The sequence below is a fragment of the Streptomyces sp. NPDC017943 genome (assembly GCF_044328425.1).
GTDB lineage: Bacteria > Actinomycetota > Actinomycetes > Streptomycetales > Streptomycetaceae > Streptomyces > Streptomyces djakartensis_A.
In genome coordinates this window covers 290,851-314,290 of sequence record NZ_JBIRHH010000007.1, presented here as the reverse complement: position 1 = coordinate 314,290, position 23,440 = coordinate 290,851, and the positions used below count along the sequence as shown (strand labels likewise).

Sequence of the window (23,440 nt, the reverse complement as noted above, 5' to 3'; positions counted from 1 at the left end):
GTGGGGGGGCGGGGCGCCCTGCCCTGGGGGGGGGGGGGCGGGGGGCGCGGGGGGGGGGGGGGGGGGGGGGGGCGGGCCCCCCCCACCCCGGGACACGACTACTTCGCGTCGGAGTCGCCGTCCGTCTTCTTCGGCTCTGCGTCCGCCTTCGCCTCGTCGACCGGCGTCTCGCCGGCCGTGTCCCCGGCAGCGTCCTTCTTGCCGAGGTCGACGGCCTGCTCGTCGGCGGCGGCCGGCTCGTCGGTCCCGGTGAGGGAGGAGGCGTCGTCCGGGACGACGTCGGCGTCGGACTTCAGGTCGTGCTCGATGCCGTGGACGATGCGGTTGTACTCGTCGTCGGTCAGGACGGCACCGATGGCGTTCTTGGCGAAGAGGAGCTCGACGCCGGGACCGGCGTCGACGAGGACGGTGTCCTCGTTGACCTCCTTGACCGTGGCGTACATGCCCCCGATGGTGCGGATGCCGCTGCCGGGCTGCATTTGGTTCCGCATCTCCACGGCCTGCTGCTGCTTCTTCTTGGCCGATCGGGTCATCAGGAACATGGCCCCGATGAGCACGATGAACGGGAGGAGGGTCAGGAGACTCACGGGTCGGTACTTCCTTCACACGACCGCGCTGTGAGCGGCCAGATGGTTGGGGGTGTGTACGCCGCCGACTAAGGCGGCATCGGCGGAGTCTAAGCGAGTCCGCGCGCATGGAACAACGCTCAGCATGGCACCGGGGTTCCTGCTCCGGCCACTGTCCTCGCCGTGCCGCCGCGGTCGCGGCGGCGTCACGCCCCGAACAGGTCCTGTTGTCCGTTTCCGGCGGCCTGGGAGCGCGGCGGGGTGAGGCCGAGGTGCGCCCACGCGGCGGGGGTGGCGACCCGGCCGCGGGGGGTGCGGGCGAGCAGTCCCTCCCGTACGAGGAAGGGTTCGGCGACCTCTTCCACGGTCTCACGTTCCTCCCCCACCGCGACAGCGAGCGTGGACAGGCCGACGGGGCCGCCGCCGAACAGCTTGAGCAGGGCCTCCAGCACCGCCCGGTCCAGCCGGTCCAGACCGCGCTCGTCCACCTCGTAGACGGCGAGCGCGGCGGCGGCGATGTCGCGGGTGATCAGGCCGTCGGCCTTGACCTGCGCGTAGTCCCGGACGCGGCGCAGCAGGCGGTTGGCGATGCGGGGCGTGCCGCGGGACCGGCCGGCGATCTCGGCGGCGCCCGCCGGGTCGATCTCGACCTCCAGCAGGTTCGCCGAGCGGTGGACGACCCGCTCCAGTTCGGCCGGTTCGTAGAACTCCATGTGGGCGGTGAAGCCGAAGCGGTCGCGCAGCGGGGGCGGCAGCAGCCCGGCGCGGGTGGTGGCGCCGACCAGGGTGAAGGGGGGCAGTTCGAGGGGGATGGCCGTCGCGCCGGGGCCCTTGCCGACGATGACGTCGACGCGGAAGTCCTCCATGGCCATGTAGAGCATCTCCTCGGCGGGCCGGGACATGCGGTGGATCTCGTCGAGGAAGAGGACCTCGCCCTCCTGGAGGGAGGACAGGATCGCGGCGAGGTCGCCGGCGTGCTGGATGGCGGGGCCGGAGGTGATGCGGATGGGGGCGCCCATCTCCGCCGCGATGATCATGGACAGGGTGGTCTTGCCGAGGCCGGGGGCGCCGGAGAGCAGGACGTGGTCGGCGGTGGCGCCTCGCGCGCGGGCGGCGCGCAGGACGAGGTCGAGCTGCTCGCGGACCTTCTCCTGGCCGATGAACTCGCCCAGGTCCTTGGGGCGCAGGGCGGCCTCGACGGCCTGGTCCTCACGGTCGGCGGACGCACCCACGAGCCGCTCGGCGGCGTCGGCGTCGGTCGTGTCGTCCCAGTTCATGGAGTGTGCCTCGAAATCTCGGTACGGAGGGTACGGCGGTGCGGGTGCGGCGGTACGAGTGCGGCGGTGGGGTCGGGCGGGGCCCGGGGCCGGCGCGAGGCCCCGGGGTGCGGGGCTGCGGCCGTCCTGCCGGGCCCGCTACCGGGCCCGGTTCAGCGTCTGCAGGGCGGCCTTGAGGAGCTGCCCCACCTGGGGCGTGCCCTCGGCGGCCTCGGCCTGCGGGGCCACGGCGGACACGGCCTCGTCGGCCTCGCGGGTCGCGTAGCCGAGCCCGATCAGCGCGGCGTGCAGCTGGTCGCGCCAGCCGGCACTGACCGGTGCGCCGACCGCGGGAGCGCCGACGGGCGCGCCGAGCCGGTCCTTCAGCTCCAGCAGCAGTTTCTGGGCGCCCTTCTTGCCGATGCCGGGGACGGCGGTGAGGGCCTTCTCGTCGGCGGTGGACACGGCCCGGCGCAGCGCGTCCGGGCTGTGCACGGCGAGCATGGCCTGGGCCAGTCTCGGTCCCACGCCGCTCGCGGTCTGGAGCAGCTCGAAGACCTGCCGCTCGTCGTCGTCCGCGAAGCCGTACAGGGTGAGGGAGTCCTCGCGGACGACCAGGGAGGTGTGCAGCTTCGCCGGCTGCCCCATGCGGAGCGTGGACAGCGTGTTCGGCGTGCACTGGACGGCCATGCCGACGCCGCCGACCTCGACGACCGCGGCGTCCGGAGCGAGTGCGGCCACTGTGCCGCTGACGAAGGCGATCATGCCGTACGGCCTTTCGGTGCTCGGGCGGTGTGCAGGGCGACGGCCTGCTGGAGTCGGTTCTGCGCGGGGGCACGCCAGATGTGGCAGATGGCGAGCGCGAGGGCGTCGGCCGCGTCGGCCGGCTTCGGGGGTGCGTCGAGTCGGAGCAGGCGGGTGACCATGGCGCCCACCTGGGCCTTGTCGGCGCGGCCGCTGCCGGTGACGGCGGCCTTGACCTCGCTCGGGGTGTGCAGCGCGACGGGGATCCCGCGGCGGGCGGCGCACAGCATGGCGACGGCGCTGGCCTGGGCGGTGCCCATGACCGTCCGCACGTTGTGCTGGCTGAAGACGCGCTCCACGGCGACGAACTCGGGGCGGTGCTCGTCGAGCCACTGCTCGATGCCCTGCTCGACGGCGACCAGGCGGTGGCCGAGCTCGGCGTCCGCGGGTGTGCGCACGACACCGACGCCCACCATGGTCAGCGGGCGTCCGGCGACCCCCTCGACCACACCGACGCCGCACCGGGTCAGTCCCGGGTCCACCCCCAGTACGCGCACGCGCCCTCCCTTTCGCTCACCAGTTTGTGCAGGCTATCGGGTGCCACCGACAACGCGACGGGCCGACGGGGTGTGTCCCGTCGGCCCGTCGCTCGCGTGCGCGCGTGTCAGGCGTCGACCTTCTCCATGACCTCGTCGCTGACGTCGAAGTTGGCGAAGACGTTCTGCACGTCGTCGCTGTCCTCGAGCGCGTCGATCAGCTTGAAGATCTTCCTGGCGCCCTCCTCGTCCAGCTCGACCTGCATGGTCGGGACGAAGTTGGCGTCGGCGGAGTCGTAGTCGATGCCGGCGTCCTGGAGGGCGGTGCGGACCGCGACCAGGTCGGTGGCCTCGCTGATGACCTCGAACGTCTCACCGAGGTCGTTGACCTCCTCGGCCCCGGCGTCCAGGACGGCGCCGAGGACGTCGTCCTCGGACAGCTCGCCCTTGGGGACGATGACGACGCCCTTGCGGTTGAACAGGTACGACACCGAGCCCGGGTCCGCCATGGAGCCGCCGTTGCGGGTCATGGCGACGCGGACCTCGGAGGCGGCGCGGTTGCGGTTGTCGGTGAGGCACTCGATGAGCACCGCGACGCCGTTCGGGCCGTAGCCCTCGTACATGATCGTCTCGTAGTCGGCGCCGCCGGCCTCCAGGCCCGCGCCGCGCTTGACCGCGGAGTCGATGTTCTTGTTGGGGACCGACGACTTCTTGGCCTTCTGGATGGCGTCGTAGAGCGTCGGATTGCCCTCGATGTCGGCGCCGCCCATCCGCGCCGCGACCTCGATGTTCTTGATCAGCTTCGCGAAGAGCTTGCCGCGCTTGGCATCGATGACGGCCTTCTTGTGCTTCGTCGTGGCCCATTTAGAGTGGCCGGACATCTGCCTGTCTCCTTCGCGTAACCCATCTCAGCAACGAACGCAGGAATCCTACAAGGACTCGGCTGCCCGGTTCGCGCGCACCATGTCGACGAACAGGGCGTGCACCCGGTGGTCGCCGGTCAGTTCCGGGTGGAACGAGGTGGCCAGTGCGTTGCCCTGGCGCACGGCGACGATGTGGCCGTCGTGCTCGGCCAGCACCTCGGCCCGGGCGCCGACGGACTCCACCCAGGGGGCGCGGATGAAGACGCCCTCCACGGGTTCGCCCTCGACGCCCGTGACGCCGACGGCCGCCTCGAAGGACTCGTTCTGCCGCCCGAAGGCGTTGCGCCGCACGATCATGTCGATGCCGCCGACCGTCTCCTGGCCCGAGCGCGGGTCGAGGATCTTGTCCGCGAGCATGATCATGCCCGCGCAGGTGCCGTAGACGGGCATGCCGTCCCGCACCCGTGCGCGCAGGGGCTCCATGACCCCGAACAGCACGGCCAGCTTCGAGATGGTGGTGGACTCCCCGCCGGGGATGACCAGGCCGTCCACCTCGGCGAGTTCCTCGGGGCGCCGCACCGGCCTGGCCACGGCGTCGGCCGCGGCCAGGGCGACGAGGTGCTCCCGTACGTCGCCCTGGAGGGCCAGGACGCCTATGACAGGAGTGCTCATGGAACTACCAGCCGCGGTTGGCGTAGCGCTCGGTCTCGGGGAGGGTGTCGCAGTTGATGCCGACCATGGCCTCGCCGAGGTTGCGGGACGCGTCCGCGATGATCTTCGGGTCGTCGTAGAAGGTGGTGGCCTTCACGATGGCGGCGGCGCGCTTGGCCGGGTCGCCCGACTTGAAGATGCCGGAGCCGACGAAGACGCCCTCGGCGCCGAGCTGGCGCATGAGCGCGGCGTCGGCGGGGGTGGCGACGCCACCGGCGGAGAAGAGGACGACCGGGAGCTTGCCGAGCTCGGAGACTTCCTTGACCAGCTCGTAGGGGGCGCGCAGCTCCTTGGCGGCGGCGTACAGCTCGTTGTTGTCGAAGCCGCGCAGCTTGGCGATCTCGTTCTTGATCTGGCGCAGGTGGCGGACGGCCTCGACGACGTTGCCGGTGCCGGCCTCGCCCTTGGAGCGGATCATCGCGGCGCCCTCGGCGATGCGGCGCAGGGCCTCGCCGAGGTTGGTGGCGCCGCAGACGAACGGGGTGGTGAAGGCCCACTTGTCGGAGTGGTTGACCTCGTCGGCCGGGGTGAGGACCTCGGACTCGTCGATGTAGTCGACGCCGAGGGACTGCAGCACCTGGGCCTCGACGAAGTGGCCGATGCGGGACTTGGCCATGACCGGGATCGAGACGGCGTCGATGATGCCCTCGATCATGTCCGGGTCGGACATGCGGGCCACGCCGCCGTCCTTGCGGATGTCGGCCGGGACCCGCTCCAGCGCCATGACGGCGACCGCGCCCGCGTCCTCGGCGATCTTCGCCTGCTCCGGGGTGACGACGTCCATGATGACGCCGCCCTTGAGCTGCTCGGCCATGCCGCGCTTCACACGGGCGGTGCCGGTCTCGGGAGCCTGGTTTTCGGAGATGGACACGGGTGACCTCGCTGATGGGAAAGAGGGTTTCTGCAGCACCGAGGAAACGTGAGGGAAGCAGGCCACAGCAAGGGCCAATGGGAACGCCGTGGATCCTTTTCGGCGACGCGGCCGGGAACGGCCGGTGGACGGGACGGGCGGCCCGTGTCGCCCGGCGGGGTCAGGCGGCCCGGTCGACCAGGGCGGCCGGGGGCTCGTCGTCCATCTCGAAGGCCATGGGGAACGGGGCGTGTCCGGCCAGCCGGAACCAGCGCACCTTGCGGTGCCGCCGCAGGGCCCGGGCCGCGCGCACGGCGTCGTTGTGGAAGCGCCGGGCCATCGGCACCCTGCGCACCGCCTCGGTGAGTTCGCGGGCCGCCTCCTCTCCCCCGGGCGCCTCGCGGACGGCCTCCACCTGCGCGGGTTCCTCGAACACCGCGCGCAGGGCCTGGGTCAGCTCGCTCTCGGCGACCTCCCGCTGCTCCTCCTCGGCCTGCCGGGCGGCGTGGGCGGCCTCGTACAGGACGATCGAGGCGGCCGGGTCGAGCACCCCGGAGGTGGCCAGCTCCTGCGCGACGGAGGCGCGGCGCAGCAGTTGCGCGTCGAGTGCGGCGCGCGCGGCGTCGATCCGCGCGTGCAGCCGGTCCAGCCGCCCGGCCGTCCAGCTGAGGTAGAGGCCGATCACCACGAGGGCGACGAGGATCCAGATGAGGGTTGCGGTCACGGGCCAAGAGGCTACCGGGGCGCTCCACCGGACCGGCCGGGTGTCTCACCGGGGGCGGGTCCTCGACCGGGCCGTCCGTGGGCGGCCGTCCCGCGGGCCCGCGTCGCCCACCTGAGCTGCCGGGAGGGGCGCCCGGCCGCGCCCGTCCCGTGCGCCGCGCGCCCAGCGCAGGTGGGGCGTCAGTCCCGGGCCAGGCCCAGCCGCCCCCACAGGCCGCTGGTCCGTTCGTCCTCGGCCACCGCCGCCGCGCCCGCCGTGACCGTCTCGTACACCGACATGATGTCCGCGCCGACCGTCGACCAGTCGAAGCGCCGTACGTGCGCGCTGCCCCGTTCGCGCAGTTCCGCGCGGCGCTCCGGGTCGTCCAGGAGGCGGACGGCCGCGTCGGCCAGGGCGTCGGCGTCCTCGTTGGGGAACAGTTCGCCCGCCGCGCCCCGGTCGAGGACCTGGGCGAAGGCGTCCAGGTCGGAGGCGAGCACGGGGGCGCCGGCCGACATGGCCTCGACCAGGATGATGCCGAAGCTCTCGCCGCCCGTGTTGGGCGCGACGTACAGGTCGACGCTGCGCAGGAAGCGGGCCTTGTCCTCGTCGCTGACCATGCCCAGGAACTCCACGCGGGAGCGCAGCTCGACGGGCAGGGACTCCACGGCCTCCTTCTCGTCGCCGCGTCCGGCCACCAGCAGGCGGGTCCCGGGGCGCGCGGCGAGGATCTTCGGCAGGGCCTTCATGAGCACCGGCAGGCCCTTGCGGGGCTCGTCGATGCGCCCTATGAAGCCGATCGTGTCGCCCTGCCACTCGGCCTTGGGGTCGGCCTGGGCGAAGAAGTCGACGTCGACGCCGTTGGGGATGACCACCGCGTCCCCGCCGAGGTGCTCCACCAGCGTGCGGCGGGCGTACTCGCTGACCGCGATCCGCGCGCTGATCTTCTCCAGCGCGGCCTGGAGGATCGAGTAGGCGGCGATCATGGCCCGGGAGCGCGGGTTGGAGGTGTGGAAGGTGGCCACGATCGGGCCCTGGGCGGCCCAGCAGGCCAGCAGGCCCAGCGAGGGCGAGGTCGGCTCGTGGATGTGGATCACGTCGAAGGATCCGTCGTGCAGCCAGCGGCGCACCCGGGCGGCGCTGAGGAAACCGAAGTTCAGCCGGGCGACCGAGCCGTTGTAGGGCACGGGCACGGCGCGCCCCGCCGAGACGACGTAGGGCGGCAGCGGGGTGTCGTCGTCGGCGGGGGCCAGGACGGACACCTCGTGGCCGAGGCGGATGAAGTACTCCGCGAGGTCGCGGATGTGGAACTGGACGCCGCCCGGCACGTCCCAGGAGTAGGGGCAGACGATGCCGATCCTCACGGGCGCCCCTTGGCGGGGTCGAGGTCCGCGAGCCACAACCGCTGCAGCATGTGCCAGTCCTCCGGGTGGTCGGCGATGCCGGTGGCGAAGGCGTCGGCCAGCGCCTGCGTCATGACGGACGTCTTCTCGGCGCGCGTGCCCGACTCGGGCACCTCGACGGGCGGGTGGACCCGGCCGCGCATCACGGGCGAGTCGTCGTACCAGAGGGTGACGGGCAGCAGCAGGGCGCCCGTCTGCTGGGCGAGCAGGGCCGGCCCGGCCGGCATCCGGGCGGTGTCGCCGAAGAAGCCGACCTCCACGCCGGAGGCGGACAGGTCGCGGTCGGCAACCAGGCAGACCAGGCCGCCGTCGCGCAGTCGCCGGGCCAGGGTGCCGAAGGCGGTGCCGCCGCTGTGCGGCAGGACCTCCATGCCGAGGCCCTCGCGGTAGGCGACGAACCGGTCGTAGAGCGTCTCGGGCTTGAGCCGCTCGGCGACGGTGGTGAAGGGGACGCCCAGGTGCGTGGTGACCCAGGCGCCGGCGAGGTCCCAGTTGGCCAGGTGCGGCAGGGCGAGGATCACGCCCCGGCCCGCGTCGAGGCCCTCGGTGAGGTGGTGCAGGTCCTTGGGGGTGAAGCCGTCCGCGATGCGCTGCCTGCTCCAGGCGGGGAGGCGGAAGGACTCCATCCAGTAGCGCAGGTAGGAGCGCATGCCCGCGCGTGAGAGGTCGGCCAGCCGCTCGGGGCTCGCGCCGGGCACCACGCGCGCGTAGTTGCCCTCCAGCCGCTGCACGCCCTTGCCGCGCTGCTTCCAAGCCAGGTCGGCGATGGTGTGTCCGAGCCGCACGGCGGCCGGTTCGGGCAGCTTCCTGACCGTGCTCCAGCCCAGCCCGTAGAGCGCGTCCGTCAGCCGGTCCTGTGCGCTCACGTGGCCGCCTCGCTCCCGTGGGAGGCGTTGCGCTGGCCGCCCCCGTCGTCCTGCGCGGCGGCGTCCTGCGTGAGGGCCGCCGCCTGCTCGGCCTCGGCGGATTCGCGGCGGACGGTGACGACCCGCTGGATCAGCGTGACGAGGCTGCCCACGGCGACGATCCACAGGGCGACCGGCAGCAGGTACTGGATGCCGGGGACGCCGAACTTGTGCAGGCCCGCGAAACCGGCCGCGACCAGCGAGATCACCAGCCGTTCGGCGCGCTCCACCAGTCCGTTGACGGCCACCGGCAGTCCGATCGACTCGCCCCGGGCCTTGGTGTACGACACCACCTGCCCGCTGGCCAGGCAGAAGATCGACACGGCGCACAGCACGAGGTCGTCGCCGCCGCCCGCGTACCAGAGGATGAAGCCGCCGAAGATGGCGCCGTCGGCGACCCGGTCGAGCGTGGAGTCGAGGAAGGCGCCCCAGCGGCTGGAGCGGCCCAGCTGGCGTGCCATGTTGCCGTCGACGAGGTCGGAGAACACGAACAGCGTGATCACGACCGTGCCCCAGAAGAACTCGCCCATGGGGTAGAAGACCAGCGCGCCCGCGACCACACCGGCGGTGCCGATGAGCGTGACGGTGTCGGGGCTGACGCCCCGGCGGATCAGAAACGCGGCGAACGGTGTGAGGACACGCGTGAAGAATGCACGCGCGTACTTGTTCAGCATGGCCTTCCCGAGGGTCGGTGTCGCCGTCTGGCCCCTGCTGGCCACCGGCTGGCCCATCGTAGCCACGCGCGCGTGCGGGTGAGGTGCGGGCACCCTGACCCCTTTCGGGGGAACCGGCGGGGCACCGGTGGGCGGCGCGACGGCGTCGTTCGTATGGACGCGCCGTGACGACGGTGGGAAGGTCGAATGACCGCGGGCGTCGCCGGAGCCGCCACCGCTGGGGGCACCTCCCGGACGGAGTCCGGGGAGGATCCGCGTGCCCGCGCCCACAGGGACCTCACCGTGCACGGGAGGCAGGATCATGGGCGACAAGGGACAGACACACCCAGGGGCCGCCGGCAGGGCACAGGCGGCCGACCACCCCCGGTCCGTACGGAACGTGGTGCTGGTCGGCCACTCCGGATCGGGCAAGACCACCTTGGTCGAAGCCCTCGCCCTCACGGCGGGGGCGGTGAACCGGGCGGGCCGCGTCGAGGACGGCGGCACCGTCTCCGACTACGACGAGATCGAGCACCGGCAGCAGCGCTCGGTGCAGCTCTCCCTGGTGCCCGTCGAATGGGACGGCATCAAGGTCAATCTCCTCGACACTCCGGGATACGCCGACTTCGTCGGTGAGCTCAGGGCCGGTCTGCGCGCGGCGGACGCGGCCCTCTTCGTCGTCTCGGCCTCGGACGGCGTGGACGGATCGACCCGCGCGGTGTGGGAGGAGTGCGCGGCGGTCGGCATGCCCCGGGCCATCGTCGTCACGCACCTGGAGGCGGCGCGCGCGGACTTCGAGGAGATGACGCGCAGCTGCGCGGAGGCCTTCGGCGCGGACGACCCGGACGCGGTCCTGCCGCTCTACCTGCCGCTGCACGGACCCCAGGCGTCCGACGGGCACGCGCCCGTGACGGGGCTGATCGGGCTGCTGTCGCAGAAGCTGTTCGACTACTCGACCGGCGAGCGCAAGGAGTCCGAGCCGGGCGCGGAGCAGCTGCCGCTGATCGAGGAGGCCCGCAACCGGCTCATCGAGGGGATCATCTCGGAGAGCGAGGACGAGACGCTCATGGACCGCTACCTCGGCGGGGAGCCCGTCGAGGTCAGGACGCTGATCGCCGATCTGGAGCGGGCCGTGGCGCGCGGGGCGTTCTTCCCCGTCCTGGCCGCCGCCCCCGCGGCCGGGGGCGCCCGGCAGGGGCTCGGCACGGTGGAACTGCTGGAGCTGATCACCGGCGGCTTCCCGACCCCGCTGGAGCACGAGACGGTCCGGGTGACGACGGTCGACGGCGAGCCGCGCGAGCTCAAGCCGTGCGATCCGGACGCCCCGCTGGTCGCGGAGGTCGTGAAGACGTCCTCCGACCCGTACGTGGGCCGCCTGTCGCTGATCCGCGTGTTCTCCGGCACCCTGCGCGCCGACCAGACGGTCCACGTCTCCGGGCACGGGCTGGCCGACCGCGGGCACGAGGACCACGACGTCGACGAGCGGGTCGGCGCCCTGTCCACACCGTTCGGCAAGCAGCAGCGCCCGGTGTCCCACGTGATCGCCGGTGATCTGGCGTGCGTGGCCAAGCTGAGCCGCGCCGAGACCGGGGACACCCTGTCAGCCAAGGACGACCCGCTGCTGATGGAACCCTGGCAGATGCCCGACCCGCTGCTGCCGCTGGCCATCCAGGCGCACAGCAAACCGGACGAGGACAAGCTGTCGCAGGGCCTGTCCCGGCTGGTGGCCGAGGACCCGACGATGCGGCTGGAGCAGAACCAGGACACCCACCAGGTCGTCCTGTGGTGCCTGGGCGAGGCGCACGCGGACGTCGCCCTGGAGCGGCTGCGCAGCCGCTACGGCGTCCAGGTCGACGTCGTACCGCACCGGGTGCCGCTGCGCGAGACCTTCGCGCACAAGTCGGCCGGGCGCGGCCGGCACGTCAAGCAGTCCGGCGGGCACGGCCAGTTCGCGATCTGCGAGATCGAGGTCGAGCCGCTGCCGGGCGGGTCGGGCATCGAGTTCGTGGACAAGGTCGTCGGCGGGGCGGTGCCCCGGCAGTTCATCCCGTCGGTGGAGAAGGGCGTGCGCGCCCAGGCCGCCAAGGGGATCGCCGCCGGCCATCCGCTCATCGACGTGCGCGTGACGCTGCTGGACGGCAAGGCCCACTCGGTGGACTCCTCCGACGCCGCGTTCCAGACGGCCGGGGCGCTGGCGCTGCGGGAGGCGGCGGCCGCCGCCAGGATCCATCTGCTGGAGCCGGTGGCCGAGGTGTCGGTGCTGATCGGCGACGACTTCGTGGGCGCCGTGATGAGCGATCTGTCGGGCCGCCGCGGCCGGGTGCTCGGCACCGAGCAGACGCCCGGCGGGCGCACCCTGATCCGGGCCGAGGTGCCCGAGATCGAGATCGGCCGGTACGCCATCGACCTGCGGTCGATGACGCACGGCACGGCCCGCTTCAGCCGCCGCTACGTGCGGCACGAACCGATGCCGGCGCAGGTGGCGGAACGGGTGCGCGAAGAGGCGCACGCGGTCTCGTAGTTGGCGCCGGGCGCCTCCAACTGCCCTGATGAGGGCTTCCCTCCGCGTCGGCGGGCGGCTTGACGGCCGTCCGCCGACGCGCGCGGGTGCGGACGGATACGCTGATGACCTGATCAACAGGTGTGCGGAGCGCGGAAGTCGGGAAGGCCGCAGATGCGGATGCGGCAGCGATGGGGGCGGCAGTGACGGACGGATTCGACTTCAGTCCCGGGGCCCAGGTGCCCCTGGCGGGTGCGAGCGGCCAGACGGCGGCGACGTACGCCCTGGCCGCGGCGGCCTACCGGGACGACGAGGTCGCCAAGATCCTGGCCGCCGACAACGAGTGGCACCAGTCGACGGTGACGCCGCCGCGGTCCTGGGCGAAGATCTTCCGCCCCCGGCTGGGTGAGGCCTTCTCGCGTGCGGTGATCGACCGCATGCTGGGCGTGGGGCGCAAGCCGGTCATCCAGTCCTTCGGCATCGAGCCCCAGGTCGTCGTCGAGCACTGCCTGGCGGCCCACCGCATCCGCCGCGACCGGGACAACATGCTCTCCGTGATCACGGTGCTGTGCGGCCTGCTCTTCCTGCCCGGCTTCCTCGTGTGGCTCCTGGTGTTCACGCTGCGCACCACGATGGCCAGGCGCGAGGACAAGCGGGCGGGCGCCCTGGCCACGACCCTGCTGGTCGCCATCGGCGCACTGGCCGTGCTGTTCCTGCTGAAGATGCCGTTCACCGGTTTCTGGGGCTGGTACGCGCGCGCGTGCGTCCTGATGCCGGTGGTGGGCTGGTTCTGGGCCAAGCACGTCTGCGAGCGCACGGCACGGGACCTGCGGGACCGCTGGTCGAGCATGCTGTCGGGCGGCGGGGTCGGCGCCAAGATCCCCGAGGCGGTCCCCGGCAACCCGGGCGATGCGGCCGAGCAGGTCCGCAAGGAGCTGGCCCGCCTGGCGGCCGAGCAGCGCTCGAACTCGGTCTTCTACGCGGGCCCCAAGGGCATACTCGGCATGGGCACACGCTGGGGCAGCTGGCAGCTGGCGGAGGAGCTGGTGTCGGCCGAGCCGGGCAAGGAGTTCCACCCCTTCCGCAGCTGGGACGTGATCGTGGCGATCCAGGGCGGGCTGGCCATGCTGGAGCGCACGTCGATCAACACCGGCGGTTTCCCGAAGCCGTCCATCACGCACTGGATCGTCACGCCGATCGGCGAGAAGGCGACGGAGGTGTCCCGGCCGAGCGGCACGGACGTCGACGCGTACACGGTCCGCACGCACGCCGTGCAGGACATCTGCAACAAGCAGCAGTTCGGCAGCGGCGACCGGCACTACCTGGGCGTGCAGTGGACTCTGTGGGACGGCCACCTGGTGATCACCATGCTGATCACGGTGACGGTGCTGCACGACACCCTGCGGATCGAGGTCACGGGGCACGCGCTGGGACCGGTCAACCCGCTGTTCAACGAGAAGCCCGCGGCCCGGGAGAAGACGGTCCAGAAGTCCCTGCGCTTCTGGGAGACCCGCACGGTCAAGCTCCCGCTGGTCGACGCCGACGAGGTGGTACGGCTGGCCGCGCGCGCCCCGCTGACCTGGTACCCGCCGCTGCTGAACTGGCTCGGCGGCAGCCTCACGCTGCCGGAGCCCTTCGGGCTGCGGCACGCGTGGGCGGACCAGCCGTGGCGGCACCGGTTCATGGCGGACGACGCGCTGCGGGCGGCCACGCCGGTGCTGCGGGTGGTGCACGCCGCGGCGCTGAAGGTGCTGCGGGAGAACGGCGTGAGCGTGGAGAAGTTCGGCGCGCGGTCGGCGGCGCTCAGCGGGGCCGTGCAGGAGGCTTCGCCGAAGAAGGCGGATGTGTACGACGCCTAGGGGCGAGCTGCCCCGCGTGGTGGCGGGGTGGGCCACGGGTGGGTGCGCGGCCCGGGGGCACGGCTGCCCCAGCCGAGCTAGCTGGTCGGCCAGGCCTCGGCCAGCATCTTCCGGGTGTCGGCCAGGAGCTGCGGCAGCACCCGTGTGTGGCCCACCACCGGCATGAAGTTCGTGTCGCCGCCCCAGCGGGGCACGATGTGCTGGTGCAGGTGCGCGGCGATGCCCGCGCCCGCCACCGAGCCCTGGTTCATGCCGATGTTGAAACCGTGCGCGCCGGAGGCGGTGCGCAGGGCCGTCATCGCCTGCTTGGTGAGCTCGCCGAGTTCGGCGGTCTCGGCGGCGGTGAGGTCGGTGTAGTCGGCGACGTGCCGGTAGGGCACGGTCATCAGGTGCCCGCCGTTGTACGGGTACAGGTTGAGCACCGCGTAGACCTGCTCGCCGCGGCGGACGACGAGCCCGTCCTCGTCGGACTTGGCCGGGATCGAGCAGAAGGGGCAGCCGTCGCCGGCGCCCGGGCCGGTCGGCTTGTTCTCCCCCTGGATGTAGGCCATCCGGTGGGGGGTCCACAGACGCTGGAACGCGTCCTGCGTCCCGACTCCCAGCTGCTGCTCCGGCTCACTCGTCATGCAGTGCAGCATATGGCGTCGAGCTGGGGGGACGGCAAAGGCCCCCGGGAGATCCCGGGGGCCTCGCGCCGTGGGATCAGACCTGCGCGCGGTCCTCGACGATCTTCAGGATCTTCGCGATGGCCTCGTCGAAGGGGATGCCGTTCTCCTGCGAGCCGTCGCGGTAGCGGAAGGACACCGAGCCGTTCGACATGTCCTCGTCGCCCGCGATGACCATGAAGGGCACCTTCTGCTTCTGGGCGTTGCGGATCTTCTTCTGCATGCGGTCGGAGGAGGAGTCGACCTCGACGCGCAGGCCCTTGCGGCGGGCCGCGGCGGCGAACTTCTCCAGGTACTCCACGTGCGCGTCGCCGATCGGGATGCCGACCGCCTGGACGGGGGCGAGCCAGGCCGGGAAGGCGCCCGCGTAGTGCTCCAGGAGCACGGCGAAGAAGCGCTCGATGGAACCGAACAGCGCGCGGTGGATCATGACCGGGCGGGTCTTGCTGCCGTCCGCGCCCGTGTACTCCAGGTCGAAGCGCTCGGGCAGGTTGAAGTCGAGCTGGATGGTCGACATCTGCCAGGTGCGGCCGATGGCGTCCTTGGCCTGGACGGAGATCTTCGGGCCGTAGAAGGCGGCGCCGCCCGGGTCCGGGACCAGCGGGAGGCCCTGCTTCTCGGCGACCTGGCGCAGCGTCTCGGTCGCCTCCTCCCACGCCTCGTCCGAGCCGACGAACTTCTCCGGGTCCTTGGTGGACAGCTCCAGGTAGAAGTCGGTCAGGCCGTAGTCGCGCAGCAGGTTCAGCACGAAGGTGAGCGTCTTGTCGAGCTCCTCCGACATCTGCTCACGGGTGCAGTAGATGTGCGCGTCGTCCTGCGTGAAGCCGCGGGCCCGGGTCAGGCCGTGCACGACGCCCGACTTCTCGTACCGGTACACGGTCCCGAACTCGAAGAGACGCAGCGGCAGTTCGCGGTAGGAGCGGCCGCGCGCGTCGAAGATCAGGTTGTGCATCGGGCAGTTCATGGGCTTGAGGTAGTAGTCCACGCCCTCGTCGAGCTGCATGGGCGGGTACATGCCGTCGGCGTACCAGTCCAGGTGGCCCGAGGTCTCGAAGAGCTTCCCCTTCGTCGCGTGCGGGGTGTAGACGAACTCGTAGCCCTCCTCCTCGTGGCGGCGGCGCGAGTAGTCCTCCATGACCCGGCGGATGATGCCGCCCTTGGGGTGGAAGACGGCGAGGCCGGAGCCGATCTGCTCGGGGATGGAGAACAGGTCCAGCTCGTTGCCGAGCTTGCGGTGGTCGCGCTTCTCGGCCTCGGCGAGGAACTCCAGGTGCGCCTTCAGCTCGTCCTTGGTGGGCCAGGCGGTGCCGTAGATGCGCTGGAGCATCGGGTTCTTCTCGCTGCCGCGCCAGTAGGCGGCCGCGTTGCGCATGAGCTTGAACGCCGGGATGTTACGGGTGGTGGGCAGGTGGGGACCGCGGCAGAGGTCCTTCCAGCACAGGTCACCGGTCTTGGCGTCCAGGTTGTCGTAGATCGTCAGCTCGCCGGCGCCGACCTCGACGTCGGCCCCGTCGTCGGAGGAGGCCGAGCCCTTGAGGCCGATCAGCTCCAGCTTGTACGGCTCGCCGGCCAGCTCCTCGCGGGCGGCCTCGTCGGTGACGACGCGGCGGGAGAAGCGCTGCCCGCGCTTCTGGATCTCCTGCATCTTCTTCTCGATGGCCTTGAGATCCTCGGGCGTGAAGGGCTTCTCGACGTCGAAGTCGTAGTAGAAGCCGTCCTTGACGGGCGGGCCGATGCCCAGCTTGGCCTCGGGGAACAGCTCCTGCACGGCCTGCGCCATGACGTGCGCGGTGGAGTGGCGCAGGATGTTCAGACCGTCCTCGGAGGAGATCTCGACGCCCTCGACCTCGTCACCGTCGGACAGGGCGTACGACAGGTCCTTGAGCTCGCCGGCGACGCGCGCGGCGATGATCGAACGCTCGCCGGCGAAGAGCTCGGCGGCCGTAGTGCCCGTCGTCACCACGCGTTCTTCCCGCTCGGAATCGCGCTGGATGATCACACGGACGTCTGACACCGGTCTCTCCTGACTGAAGGGGGGCTGCGGCGCCATACCGGAGCGCGCGCACGAGTAAGGATCGTACCGACCCGGGGCCGCCCCCCGCGAAATCAGTCCCCGCGGTCCCCTCCCCCGGCCTCGTCGAAGAAGGAGGCCGTGACCCCGCCGTCCGCCCGGAGCGACTTCATGAGCCGGTCCCGCTCGGCCTCGTCGAGCTGCACCGGGACGACACCGTGGACACCGGTGAGGCGGCGGAACCCGCCCCGGCTCTCCAGCCGCCCCTGCACCCGCACGGGCAGTCCGACGAGGTGGGCGTGGACGGCGGTCCGGTACGGCTCCTCCTCCAGGGCGATCCGGACGTGCGGCACCTCGGCCCCGGCCAGCACGCGCAGCCGTACGGTGCCCCCACCGCTCGGTCCCGGCCTGCGCAGGTGCGTGATCGTCCCGGTGATCCGCACGGGCACGGACGGCTCCTCGCGCAGGTAGCGGGCGCTCGCCTCGCGCAGGACGGGGAGGTCGCCGGGGGAGAACTCGACGGGTTCGGCGGCGGACGCGCAGCCCTCGGGGACACCGGCCGCGGGGGCCCAGGCGACGGCGATCCGGGCACCCTCGGTGCCGTGGACGAGGGCGACGAGGGCCTCGGTCAGCTCGTGGCACACGCCGGCCGCCACGGCACCGTCGAAGGCGTCCGTGCCGCCCGTGGCGCGCTGGTAGTCGACGGCCTCGCGCGCCGCGTGCAGGGCCTGGTGGAGACGTACGGCCAAGGGGCGGCCGCCGTCGACGGGCACGAAGGCGGTGAGCCGGCCGCCGTTCGCGGAGCCGACGAGCACGCGGCTCAGGGACGCGGCGGCGGCGCGCCGGTGCCGGGCCCCGTGGTAGCCGGTCCGGGCCCGGTCGGCGAGGGCGGCCGCGAGCAGCGTCCGGCGCGCGGCGGTGCGCAGCCGCTCCTCCACGCTCCAGGGCGCGGCCCCGGCCGGTCCGGCGGGGACGTCGTGCCACCAGCGGATCTCGTCGCTGGGCACGGTGAGGGAGACGAGGACCTCGCGGGCGCACGGCGATCCGCTGCGGCTCAGGGCGAGCAGGGCCTCGCCCAGCAGGTCGTCGCTGTCGGGGAAGGCGCGGCTCTCCGGCACGAGCAGGCTGGTGCCGGGGGCGCCGGGACCGGGCGGGGTCCAGCGGCCGTAGCGGCCGGGGGCGCCGCCGCGGCGCTGCCAGCCGTGCCGGCGCAGCAGGGCGGCGAGCACGGCCGGGTCGACGTCGCCGGGCTCGGGGGCGGTGCCGTCCGGGGCGGTGTCCGCGGGGTGGGGCCGTACGGGCCGCAGGGGCCCCTGTGTCGGGCGGTGCGTCACGGTCTTCCTCCCGTCCCGACCCGGGTCATGATCTCGCACAGCGCCCGGTCGTCGAAGATGCGCGCGGTCGGTATGCGCACGGTGGTGCGGCGGCGGCCGGTGACCGGATGGCCCGCGAGGTTGGTCCAGTAGCAGCAGTGCCGCAGGTCGAGCCGGTCGTGCCCGGCGCGCAGCCAGTCGTCGCGCGAGCGCGGCACGAGCATCACCACGAGGATCTTGTGCACGGACACGGGCGTGCGGGCGAGCTTGACCAGGTGGTCGTTGTCGAGCGTGAAGGAGAAGCTGCGGCCCGGCGGGTGGGGCGGCACCTGGTAGGTCGCCTTGAGCTGGACCTTGATGGTGACCTCGTCGTCGACCGTGTGCCCGGGGGCGCTGTGGCTGACGTGCCAGTCGATGCCGTTGTCGGGGAAGGGCTGGGACAGCGAGCAGCCGGCGGCGGCCGCGACGGCGTGCAGATAGGCGACCTGCAGGGTCTCCATGCAGGCGGTGGTGGCGAGAGAGCCGCGGGTGGGAGCCGTGCGCTCGGGCAGCAGCCCGCCCCGTTCGGGCTGGGCTATGGCCATGGCCGAACAGCCTTCCAGAACAGTCGAGTCCCCGTGCGGGTCGCTGAACTGCAAAGACCCGTACTCCTGTTGTCTCCTTCCGGCGTACGGCGCAAACAGCCCGGGTATCACCGGATCGGGCAGCGGACGGTACGTCAACTGCCGACGGTGAACGAGGGGTTGTGGTCGCATGACGACGTGCTGGTACGAGGGGCCGCTGGCCGCCTTCGACACGGAGACGACAGGCGTCGACGTCGAGACCGACCGGATCGTGTCGGCCGCCGTCGTCGTCCAGGACGCGCCGGGCGTCCGGCCGCGGGTCAGCCGCTGGCTGGTGAATCCTGGGGTGCCGGTGCCCGCGCAGGCGACGGAGGTGCACGGCCTGACCGAGGAGCACCTGCAGCGCAACGGCCGGTGGCCCGCGCCGGTGATGTTCGAGATAGCGGAGGCGCTGGCCGAGCAGGCGCACGTGGGCCGCCCGGTGGTGGTGATGAACGCCCCGTTCGATCTGACCATGCTGGACCGGGAGTTGCGCCGCCACCGGGCCTCGGCGCTGGGGCGCTGGTTCGAGTCGGCCCCGCTGCTGGTGCTCGACCCGCGGGTGCTCGACAAGCACCTGGACCGCTACCGCAAGGGCCGCCGCACGCTGACCGACCTGTGCGCGCACTACGGCGTGTCCCTGGAGGGCGCACACGACGCGTCGGCCGACGCGGTGGCGGCACTGGAGGTGACCCGGGCGGTGGGCCGGCGGTTCGCGTCCCGGCTGGAGCGGCTCGCACCGGGCGAGTTGCACACGCTTCAGGCGGTGTGGCACGCGGCGCAGGCCCGGGGCCTGCAGGCGTGGTTCGCGCGCAGCGGCGTGGACGAGGCGGTGGATCCGGCGTGGCCGCTGCGCCCGGAGCTGCCGGCGGCGGCCTGAGCACGGGCACGGGACGCGCCAGGCGTGAGCACGCCGGGACATGAGCGCGCCGGGACGTGAGCGCGCCAGGGCGTGAAAAAACCGGTCCGTCTGCGACGGACCGGCTGTTTCCGGTGGGCGATACTGGGTTCGAACCAGTGACCTCTTCGGTGTGAACGAAGCGCTCTCCCACTGAGCTAATCGCCCGGGAACGCACTGAACCATACAGGTCCCGGCACGCTTCCTTCAAACCGCCCGCAGGTGGCCGAGCAGCCCGCGCCGCCCGGACCGCATCATCAGCGCGTGGTTGGCGCGGAACAGCGGCCGTCCCGGTACGGCGAACCGCCGCAGCAGCGGCTTGCGGACGCTCACGACCTGGTCGTACCGCGCGCGGGTGCCCTCCCCGTGCGGGGTGACGGTCCAGCGCGCCCAGCCCTCGATGTCCCCGGACACCGCGATCTCCAGCACCCCGGTCGCCGGTTCGCGGCGCGTCTGCCGCGCCGTGAAGGTCATGTCGTACGGCAGGACGGAGCGGATGCGGATCACTCCGGTGGTGTCGTCTAGCCGCTCGACGTCCCGGACCTGGCGCCACCAGCGCGGGTAGTCCTCCGGACGGCACAGCACGTCGTAGACGGCGTCCGGCGGGGCGGGCAGGGGCCACAGGCTGCGGAAACGGTAGTGGTTCCAGTCCATGTCCGCAGTCTGCCCCGGGTGCGGCGGTCCGTGTCTGAGTACGCCCCTGAGTATCCGCACTCATGGCACCCCGGGTGGCGCGGACCACACTGCGAGCATGACGCACCAACCGCCCCCGGCCGAGGAACTGCGGCTCCTCGACGCCGAACTGCACCGACTGGACGCCCGGCGGGCCCAGTTGCTGGCCCGCCGTGCCTGGCTGGTGGCCGCGTTGCAGCAGATGCAGACGCGCCCCGTGACGCCGCAGGACCAGGTCGCCGCACCGCCCCGTCCCGAGACCGCGGCACCCAGCGTGCAGAACGTGCTCCTGGTGCTCGGCGGCATCCTGCTCACCCTCGCCGCCGCGGTGTTCACCCTGGTCAGCTGGGGTCACCTGGGCATCACCGGGCGGGCGCTGGTGCTGGGGGCGGTCACGCTCGCCACGCTCCTCGCCCCGGTGCCGCTGCTCAAGCGCGGCCTGCGCTCGACGGCCGAATCGCTGGCGGGGCTCGGCCTCGCCCTGACGGTCCTCGACGCCTACGCGCTGCACGAGGCGGCGCTCGACAGCACGGACGGCACCCTGTACGCGGCGGCCGCCTCGGCGGTGCTGGCGGCGGCCTGGGCGGCGTACGGCCTGCTCCCGGCCGTGAGGTCCCTGCGTCTGCCCCTTCCCTGCGCCGTGGCGGCGGCCCAGTCGCCGCTGACGCTGTGGGCCCTGGCCACCGACGCCGGCCCGTACGCCGTCACGGCCGCGCTGCTGGTGACGGCCGGACTGGACGCGGTGCCGGCGCTGCGTGCGCCGGACGCCGCCGTGCGGATCTGCGCCCTCGTCGGTGCGTACGGCACGGGCGGCTGCGGGGTGCTGGGCGCGGGCTGGCTGTCCTTGACCGCCGACGGCCCGGTGGCGGCCGCCCGGGCCGGTGCGCTGCTGGTGCTGGCGGCGGCGATCGCGCTGGGCGCGGCCTGGCGGCTCGCCGGTCCGGCCGGGTGGCATGCGCGCGGCCTCGCGGCGCTGTCGGGGCTGCTCACGGTCGCCGCGCTCGGCGGAGTGGTCCGCACGGCCGTGCCCGGCGCCTGGACGGTCCCGGCTCATCTGGCGTTGGGCGTCGCCCTGTTGGCGGTCCTGCGGACGGGGCGGCTGCTGCCGGACGCGCTGCGGCAGGGTCTGGTCCATGCCTCGGCTGCGGTGCAGGCGCTTGCCCTGCTGTCGGTCCTGCCGGTGGCCGCCCTGGTGGTGCTGGGTCCGGTCGGGTGGCTCGGGCGGATCTGGAGCGGTGCGCCGTCGGACGCCCGGGCCGCGGTCGCCGTGGAGGCGCCCTGGCCGTCGGACGCCGTGACGGCTCCCCTGGTGCTGCTGGCGGTCGCGGCCGTGCTCGCGTGGACGGTCCGTGCCGAGCAGTGGCGTCCGCGCGCCCGGACCGCGGCGCCGGTTCTGCTGGGGGCGACGGCGCTGCTGCTGCCGGCGATCCTCGAGGTTCCGTACCCGGCGGGCCTGGCGGTCCTGGCCGTCGTGGCGGCGGTCGCGCTGTACCTGGCCCGGACCACGCGCACCGAGGCGAGGATCACCGCACTGGTCCTCGCGCTCGTCACGAGCGCGGACCTCACGCTCCAGTCGCTGGCCTCGCGGAACGTGACGCTGGTCGTGCTGTCCCTGGCGACGGCACTGCTCGCGGCCGCTTCCCGGCAGACCCGGCTCACCCCGTTCACGGCCCCGGCCGCCCTGGTGTACGGCGCCGCCCTGGCGTCGGCGACGGGCGCGGCAGCCGGCTGGCCGCCGGCCCGCACCGCCCTGCTGGTGCTGGTCGTCCCCGCGGCAGCCGCGCTGCTGGCCACCCTGCTGACAACCCGCCCGGAGACGTCCCGCGCGACGGTTCCCGTCGAGGCCACGGGTGCGGCCGCCGCGTTGCTCGCCATCGGTCTCGCCGTCACCGACCCGCCGCTGCTCGCCGTGGTGCTGGCCGCGTGCGCGGTGGTCGCCGCGGGCACCGCCCTGCGACCGGACCGCCGTCCCGTGGGGTACGCGGCCACGGCCCTGTTCGTGCTGGCCGCCTGGGTGCGCCTGGCCGCCTGGCAGGTCGGCACGCCCGAGGCCTACACGCTGCCGGTGACGGTCCCCGCCCTGCTGATCGGGGTACTGCGCCGGCGCCGCGACCCGCTGGCCTCGTCCTGGTCCGCGTACGGTCCCGGGCTCGCCGCGACCCTGCTGCCCAGCCTGGCGGCGGCCTGGACCGATCCGCACTGGACGCGCCCGCTGCTGCTCGGCACGGCGGCCCTGGCCGTCACGCTCCTCGGCGCCCGGCACCACCTCCAGGCCCCGCTGGTGCTCGGCGGCACGGTGCTGGCCCTGGTCACCCTGCACGAACTCGCCCCCTACGTCGTGCAGGTGACCGGCGCCCTGCCCCGCTGGGCGCCCCCCGCGCTGGCCGGTCTCCTGCTGCTCGCCCTCGGGGCGACGTACGAGCAGCGACTGCGGGACGTCCGGCGGGTGCGCGCGGTCCTGGGCAGGATGCACTAGCGCGACCTGCGAAAGTGCCGGGCCCTCGACGCCCTGCCGGGCCGGCGTCCGCCGGTCCGTCAGGGCGGTCCGAGAGAAGCGGAATCCGGTCCGGAGCCGTCGAGTCGGGAGCGACCGGGGCTCCGGGGACCTTGCCGTCGCTTTCGCCGAACTCCTCCCGACCGGCGCGGAATTCGTCGATCCGGGGGGCCTGCGTCGACCTGCTCACCGAGATCCGGCGGCGTCCCGTTCTTCGCGTCGCAATTCGCGGGGGATTTCCGCCGGAACCCTGGGTGTGGCACTTCTTCCAGAAGTCGAGATAAGGCCGGACGTCCGTTTTCACCTTCCTAACGGATCGTCACGGTGTCCGAAAGAAGAGGGCGGGCCGGGCGGGAGCGGGCAGCCGGGTCAGGTCGGCTTTCGGCCACGGGGCGGCCGAGGAGGGGCGCCGGGCGCGAGAACGCCGGAGGCGGAAGAGGACCCTGAGCGAGGCACAGGGGATCGATGCTCGACCACGGCGGCAGCACCGCCTGCGGACGGCACCGGCACACGACCGGACACGACAACGGCCCACCTGCGCGTTCGCAGGTGGGCCGGTGATCCGGGTGGGCGATACTGGGTTCGAACCAGTGACCTCTTCGGTGTGAACGAAGCGCTCTCCCACTGAGCTAATCGCCCGGACGCAGGAAGAACATTACCCCATGTCAGGGGGTGCCCGTGACCGGCACCGGCACCCCGGCGCCGGTCACTGGTCCTTGATCTTCCACGGCATGACGACGCCGAACTTCCACAGGTAGACCCCGACGAGCACGGCCACGATCGCCAGGCCGACGCTCGTCAGGATGATGTTCCGGCGGCGCACCTTGGGATCGAGGGCCCGCTGCGCCGCCTCGGTGACCTTCCGCTTGGTCCAGCGGAGCACCAGCTGCGCCCACACGAACTCGGTGGCCCAGATCGCCATGCCGCCGAAGATCACGACCCAGCCCGGGCCGGGCAGGGGCAGCATGATGATGCCGGCCACGACGACGGCCAGGCCGATCACGAAGACGCCGACCTGCCAGCTCACGTGCAGGACCCGACGCGCCTTGACGAATTCCGGCGCCCGCGAACCGAGTCCCCGATCCGGTTCGCTCTGCACCTCGCCCGTCCCCGTTCCGTCCGGCGCCACGGCCACCTCGCCCGGCTCGTCACTCCCCGTATTCATACGGACGAACACTACCGGAGCGAAACCAGTCACCGGAATGGACGCACGACGCGAACGATCTCTCGGCCGGA

Annotated in this window: 21 protein-coding genes and 2 tRNA genes; 4 read left to right on the top strand and 19 right to left on the bottom strand. The window is 72.7% G+C overall.

Translation table 11 applies throughout. The features are described from left to right. Nucleotides 1-98 precede the first annotated feature (98 nt). The 11 genes from yajC to pgsA all read right to left on the bottom strand — a co-directional run bounded on the left by yajC (nt 99) and on the right by pgsA (nt 9,268). Nucleotides 99-587 (bottom strand): preprotein translocase subunit YajC, encoded by a 489-nt coding sequence (gene yajC / locus ACH4C6_RS24315; RefSeq protein WP_398110687.1) that lies wholly within the window; start codon nt 585-587, stop codon nt 99-101. Nucleotides 588-772: 185 nt separating this feature from the next. Beyond that, nucleotides 773-1,843: a Holliday junction branch migration DNA helicase RuvB gene (ruvB, locus tag ACH4C6_RS24310; RefSeq protein WP_398110686.1), complete on the bottom strand. Its 1,071-nt coding sequence runs from the start codon at nt 1,841-1,843 to the stop codon at nt 773-775. Between the two features lie 138 nt (nt 1,844-1,981). Further along, nucleotides 1,982-2,587 (bottom strand): Holliday junction branch migration protein RuvA, encoded by a 606-nt coding sequence (gene ruvA / locus ACH4C6_RS24305; RefSeq protein ID WP_398110685.1) that lies wholly within the window; start codon nt 2,585-2,587, stop codon nt 1,982-1,984. Further along, nucleotides 2,584-3,123: a crossover junction endodeoxyribonuclease RuvC gene (gene ruvC / locus ACH4C6_RS24300; RefSeq protein ID WP_398110684.1), complete on the bottom strand. Its 540-nt coding sequence runs from the start codon at nt 3,121-3,123 to the stop codon at nt 2,584-2,586. Before ruvC ends, ruvA begins: the two co-directional genes overlap by 4 nt. A 107-nt stretch (nt 3,124-3,230) precedes the next feature. Next, entirely contained in the window at nt 3,231-3,983 is a 753-nt protein-coding gene (locus tag ACH4C6_RS24295; protein WP_369197446.1) for a YebC/PmpR family DNA-binding transcriptional regulator, read from the bottom strand. 48 nt (nt 3,984-4,031) lie between these two features. Next, the gene (pdxT, locus tag ACH4C6_RS24290; RefSeq protein WP_398110683.1) at nt 4,032-4,637 is read right to left on the bottom strand and encodes a pyridoxal 5'-phosphate synthase glutaminase subunit PdxT; all 606 of its coding nucleotides are present in this window, start codon (nt 4,635-4,637) and stop codon (nt 4,032-4,034) included. A 4-nt stretch (nt 4,638-4,641) separates the two neighbouring features. Beyond that, nucleotides 4,642-5,547 carry a pyridoxal 5'-phosphate synthase lyase subunit PdxS gene (gene pdxS / locus ACH4C6_RS24285; RefSeq protein ID WP_048581098.1) on the bottom strand — a complete coding sequence of 302 codons (906 nt, stop codon included), beginning with the start codon at nt 5,545-5,547 and terminating at the stop codon, nt 4,642-4,644. A gap of 160 nt (nt 5,548-5,707) precedes the next feature. Beyond that, nucleotides 5,708-6,250, bottom strand: a complete 543-nt coding sequence (locus tag ACH4C6_RS24280) for a hypothetical protein (RefSeq protein WP_398110682.1) — start codon at nt 6,248-6,250, stop codon at nt 5,708-5,710. Nucleotides 6,251-6,429: 179 nt separating this feature from the next. Continuing rightward, complete coding sequence (locus ACH4C6_RS24275; protein WP_398110681.1) at nt 6,430-7,593, bottom strand: glycosyltransferase family 4 protein; 1,164 nt, start codon at nt 7,591-7,593, stop codon at nt 6,430-6,432. Beyond that, nucleotides 7,590-8,498 carry a phosphatidylinositol mannoside acyltransferase gene (locus ACH4C6_RS24270; RefSeq protein ID WP_398110680.1) on the bottom strand — a complete coding sequence of 303 codons (909 nt, stop codon included), beginning with the start codon at nt 8,496-8,498 and terminating at the stop codon, nt 7,590-7,592. Before ACH4C6_RS24270 ends, ACH4C6_RS24275 begins: the two co-directional genes overlap by 4 nt. After that, nucleotides 8,495-9,268: a phosphatidylinositol phosphate synthase gene (gene pgsA, locus ACH4C6_RS24265; RefSeq protein WP_398110800.1), complete on the bottom strand. Its 774-nt coding sequence runs from the start codon at nt 9,266-9,268 to the stop codon at nt 8,495-8,497. The genes ACH4C6_RS24270 and pgsA overlap by 4 nt, the downstream gene beginning before the upstream one ends. 244 nt (nt 9,269-9,512) lie before the next feature. Between pgsA and ACH4C6_RS24260 the strand changes: the two genes are divergently transcribed. Together ACH4C6_RS24260 and ACH4C6_RS24255 are read left to right on the top strand one after the other, a co-directional pair. Beyond that, nucleotides 9,513-11,711, top strand: a complete 2,199-nt coding sequence (locus ACH4C6_RS24260) for an elongation factor G-like protein EF-G2 (RefSeq protein ID WP_398110679.1) — start codon at nt 9,513-9,515, stop codon at nt 11,709-11,711. A 170-nt stretch (nt 11,712-11,881) separates the two neighbouring features. Beyond that, the gene (locus tag ACH4C6_RS24255; protein ID WP_398110678.1) at nt 11,882-13,549 is read left to right on the top strand and encodes a hypothetical protein; all 1,668 of its coding nucleotides are present in this window, start codon (nt 11,882-11,884) and stop codon (nt 13,547-13,549) included. Nucleotides 13,550-13,626: 77 nt separating this feature from the next. On the opposite strand, the gene ACH4C6_RS24250 is transcribed toward ACH4C6_RS24255, so the two are convergent. The 4 genes from ACH4C6_RS24250 to ACH4C6_RS24235 form a co-directional block, all read right to left on the bottom strand. After that, the gene (locus ACH4C6_RS24250; protein WP_398110677.1) at nt 13,627-14,187 is read right to left on the bottom strand and encodes an HIT family protein; all 561 of its coding nucleotides are present in this window, start codon (nt 14,185-14,187) and stop codon (nt 13,627-13,629) included. 64 nt (nt 14,188-14,251) lie between these two features. Then, nucleotides 14,252-16,228 carry a threonine--tRNA ligase gene (thrS, locus tag ACH4C6_RS24245; protein WP_398110676.1) on the bottom strand — a complete coding sequence of 659 codons (1,977 nt, stop codon included), beginning with the start codon at nt 16,226-16,228 and terminating at the stop codon, nt 14,252-14,254. 92 nt (nt 16,229-16,320) lie between these two features. Beyond that, complete coding sequence (locus tag ACH4C6_RS24240; protein ID WP_398110675.1) at nt 16,321-17,559, bottom strand: hypothetical protein; 1,239 nt, start codon at nt 17,557-17,559, stop codon at nt 16,321-16,323. Then, complete coding sequence (locus ACH4C6_RS24235) at nt 17,556-18,122, bottom strand: DUF4365 domain-containing protein (protein WP_398110674.1); 567 nt, start codon at nt 18,120-18,122, stop codon at nt 17,556-17,558. The genes ACH4C6_RS24240 and ACH4C6_RS24235 overlap by 4 nt, the downstream gene beginning before the upstream one ends. Nucleotides 18,123-18,291: 169 nt before the next feature. Between ACH4C6_RS24235 and ACH4C6_RS24230 the strand changes: the two genes are divergently transcribed. Then, nucleotides 18,292-19,020, top strand: coding sequence for a 3'-5' exonuclease (locus ACH4C6_RS24230; protein WP_398110673.1), 729 nt, complete (start codon nt 18,292-18,294; stop codon nt 19,018-19,020). Nucleotides 19,021-19,134: 114 nt separating this feature from the next. Here the strand turns inward: ACH4C6_RS24230 and ACH4C6_RS24225 are convergent. Together ACH4C6_RS24225 and ACH4C6_RS24220 are read right to left on the bottom strand one after the other, a co-directional pair. After that, a tRNA-Val gene (locus tag ACH4C6_RS24225) sits at nt 19,135-19,206 on the bottom strand. A 39-nt stretch (nt 19,207-19,245) separates the two neighbouring features. Continuing rightward, complete coding sequence (locus ACH4C6_RS24220; RefSeq protein ID WP_398110672.1) at nt 19,246-19,692, bottom strand: SRPBCC family protein; 447 nt, start codon at nt 19,690-19,692, stop codon at nt 19,246-19,248. A gap of 97 nt (nt 19,693-19,789) precedes the next feature. On the opposite strand from ACH4C6_RS24220, the gene ACH4C6_RS24215 reads away from it, so the two are divergent. Next, nucleotides 19,790-22,186 (top strand): SCO7613 C-terminal domain-containing membrane protein, encoded by a 2,397-nt coding sequence (locus ACH4C6_RS24215; protein ID WP_398110671.1) that lies wholly within the window; start codon nt 19,790-19,792, stop codon nt 22,184-22,186. A 585-nt stretch (nt 22,187-22,771) separates the two neighbouring features. Here ACH4C6_RS24215 and ACH4C6_RS24210 read toward each other — a convergent pair. Continuing rightward, nucleotides 22,772-22,843, bottom strand: a tRNA-Val gene (locus tag ACH4C6_RS24210). A 67-nt stretch (nt 22,844-22,910) separates the two neighbouring features. Next, the gene (locus ACH4C6_RS24205) at nt 22,911-23,369 is read right to left on the bottom strand and encodes a TIGR02611 family protein (protein WP_398110670.1); all 459 of its coding nucleotides are present in this window, start codon (nt 23,367-23,369) and stop codon (nt 22,911-22,913) included. Nucleotides 23,370-23,440: the final 71 nt, after the last annotated feature.

Coding starts and splice junctions, on each gene's coding strand:
- ruvB (WP_398110686.1), bottom strand. CDS start 1,843: ATGAACTGGGACGACACGACCGACGCCGACGCCGCCGAGCGGCTCGTG.
- ruvA (WP_398110685.1), bottom strand. CDS start 2,587: ATGATCGCCTTCGTCAGCGGCACAGTGGCCGCACTCGCTCCGGACGCC.
- ACH4C6_RS24295 (WP_369197446.1), bottom strand. CDS start 3,983: ATGTCCGGCCACTCTAAATGGGCCACGACGAAGCACAAGAAGGCCGTC.
- pdxT (WP_398110683.1), bottom strand. CDS start 4,637: ATGAGCACTCCTGTCATAGGCGTCCTGGCCCTCCAGGGCGACGTACGG.
- pgsA (WP_398110800.1), bottom strand. CDS start 9,268: ATGGGCCAGCCGGTGGCCAGCAGGGGCCAGACGGCGACACCGACCCTC.
- ACH4C6_RS24260 (WP_398110679.1), top strand. CDS start 9,513: ATGGGCGACAAGGGACAGACACACCCAGGGGCCGCCGGCAGGGCACAG.
- ACH4C6_RS24255 (WP_398110678.1), top strand. CDS start 11,882: ATGGGGGCGGCAGTGACGGACGGATTCGACTTCAGTCCCGGGGCCCAG.
- ACH4C6_RS24250 (WP_398110677.1), bottom strand. CDS start 14,187: ATGCTGCACTGCATGACGAGTGAGCCGGAGCAGCAGCTGGGAGTCGGG.
- ACH4C6_RS24235 (WP_398110674.1), bottom strand. CDS start 18,122: ATGGCCATAGCCCAGCCCGAACGGGGCGGGCTGCTGCCCGAGCGCACG.
- ACH4C6_RS24230 (WP_398110673.1), top strand. CDS start 18,292: ATGACGACGTGCTGGTACGAGGGGCCGCTGGCCGCCTTCGACACGGAG.
- ACH4C6_RS24220 (WP_398110672.1), bottom strand. CDS start 19,692: ATGGACTGGAACCACTACCGTTTCCGCAGCCTGTGGCCCCTGCCCGCC.
- ACH4C6_RS24215 (WP_398110671.1), top strand. CDS start 19,790: ATGACGCACCAACCGCCCCCGGCCGAGGAACTGCGGCTCCTCGACGCC.
- ACH4C6_RS24205 (WP_398110670.1), bottom strand. CDS start 23,369: ATGAATACGGGGAGTGACGAGCCGGGCGAGGTGGCCGTGGCGCCGGAC.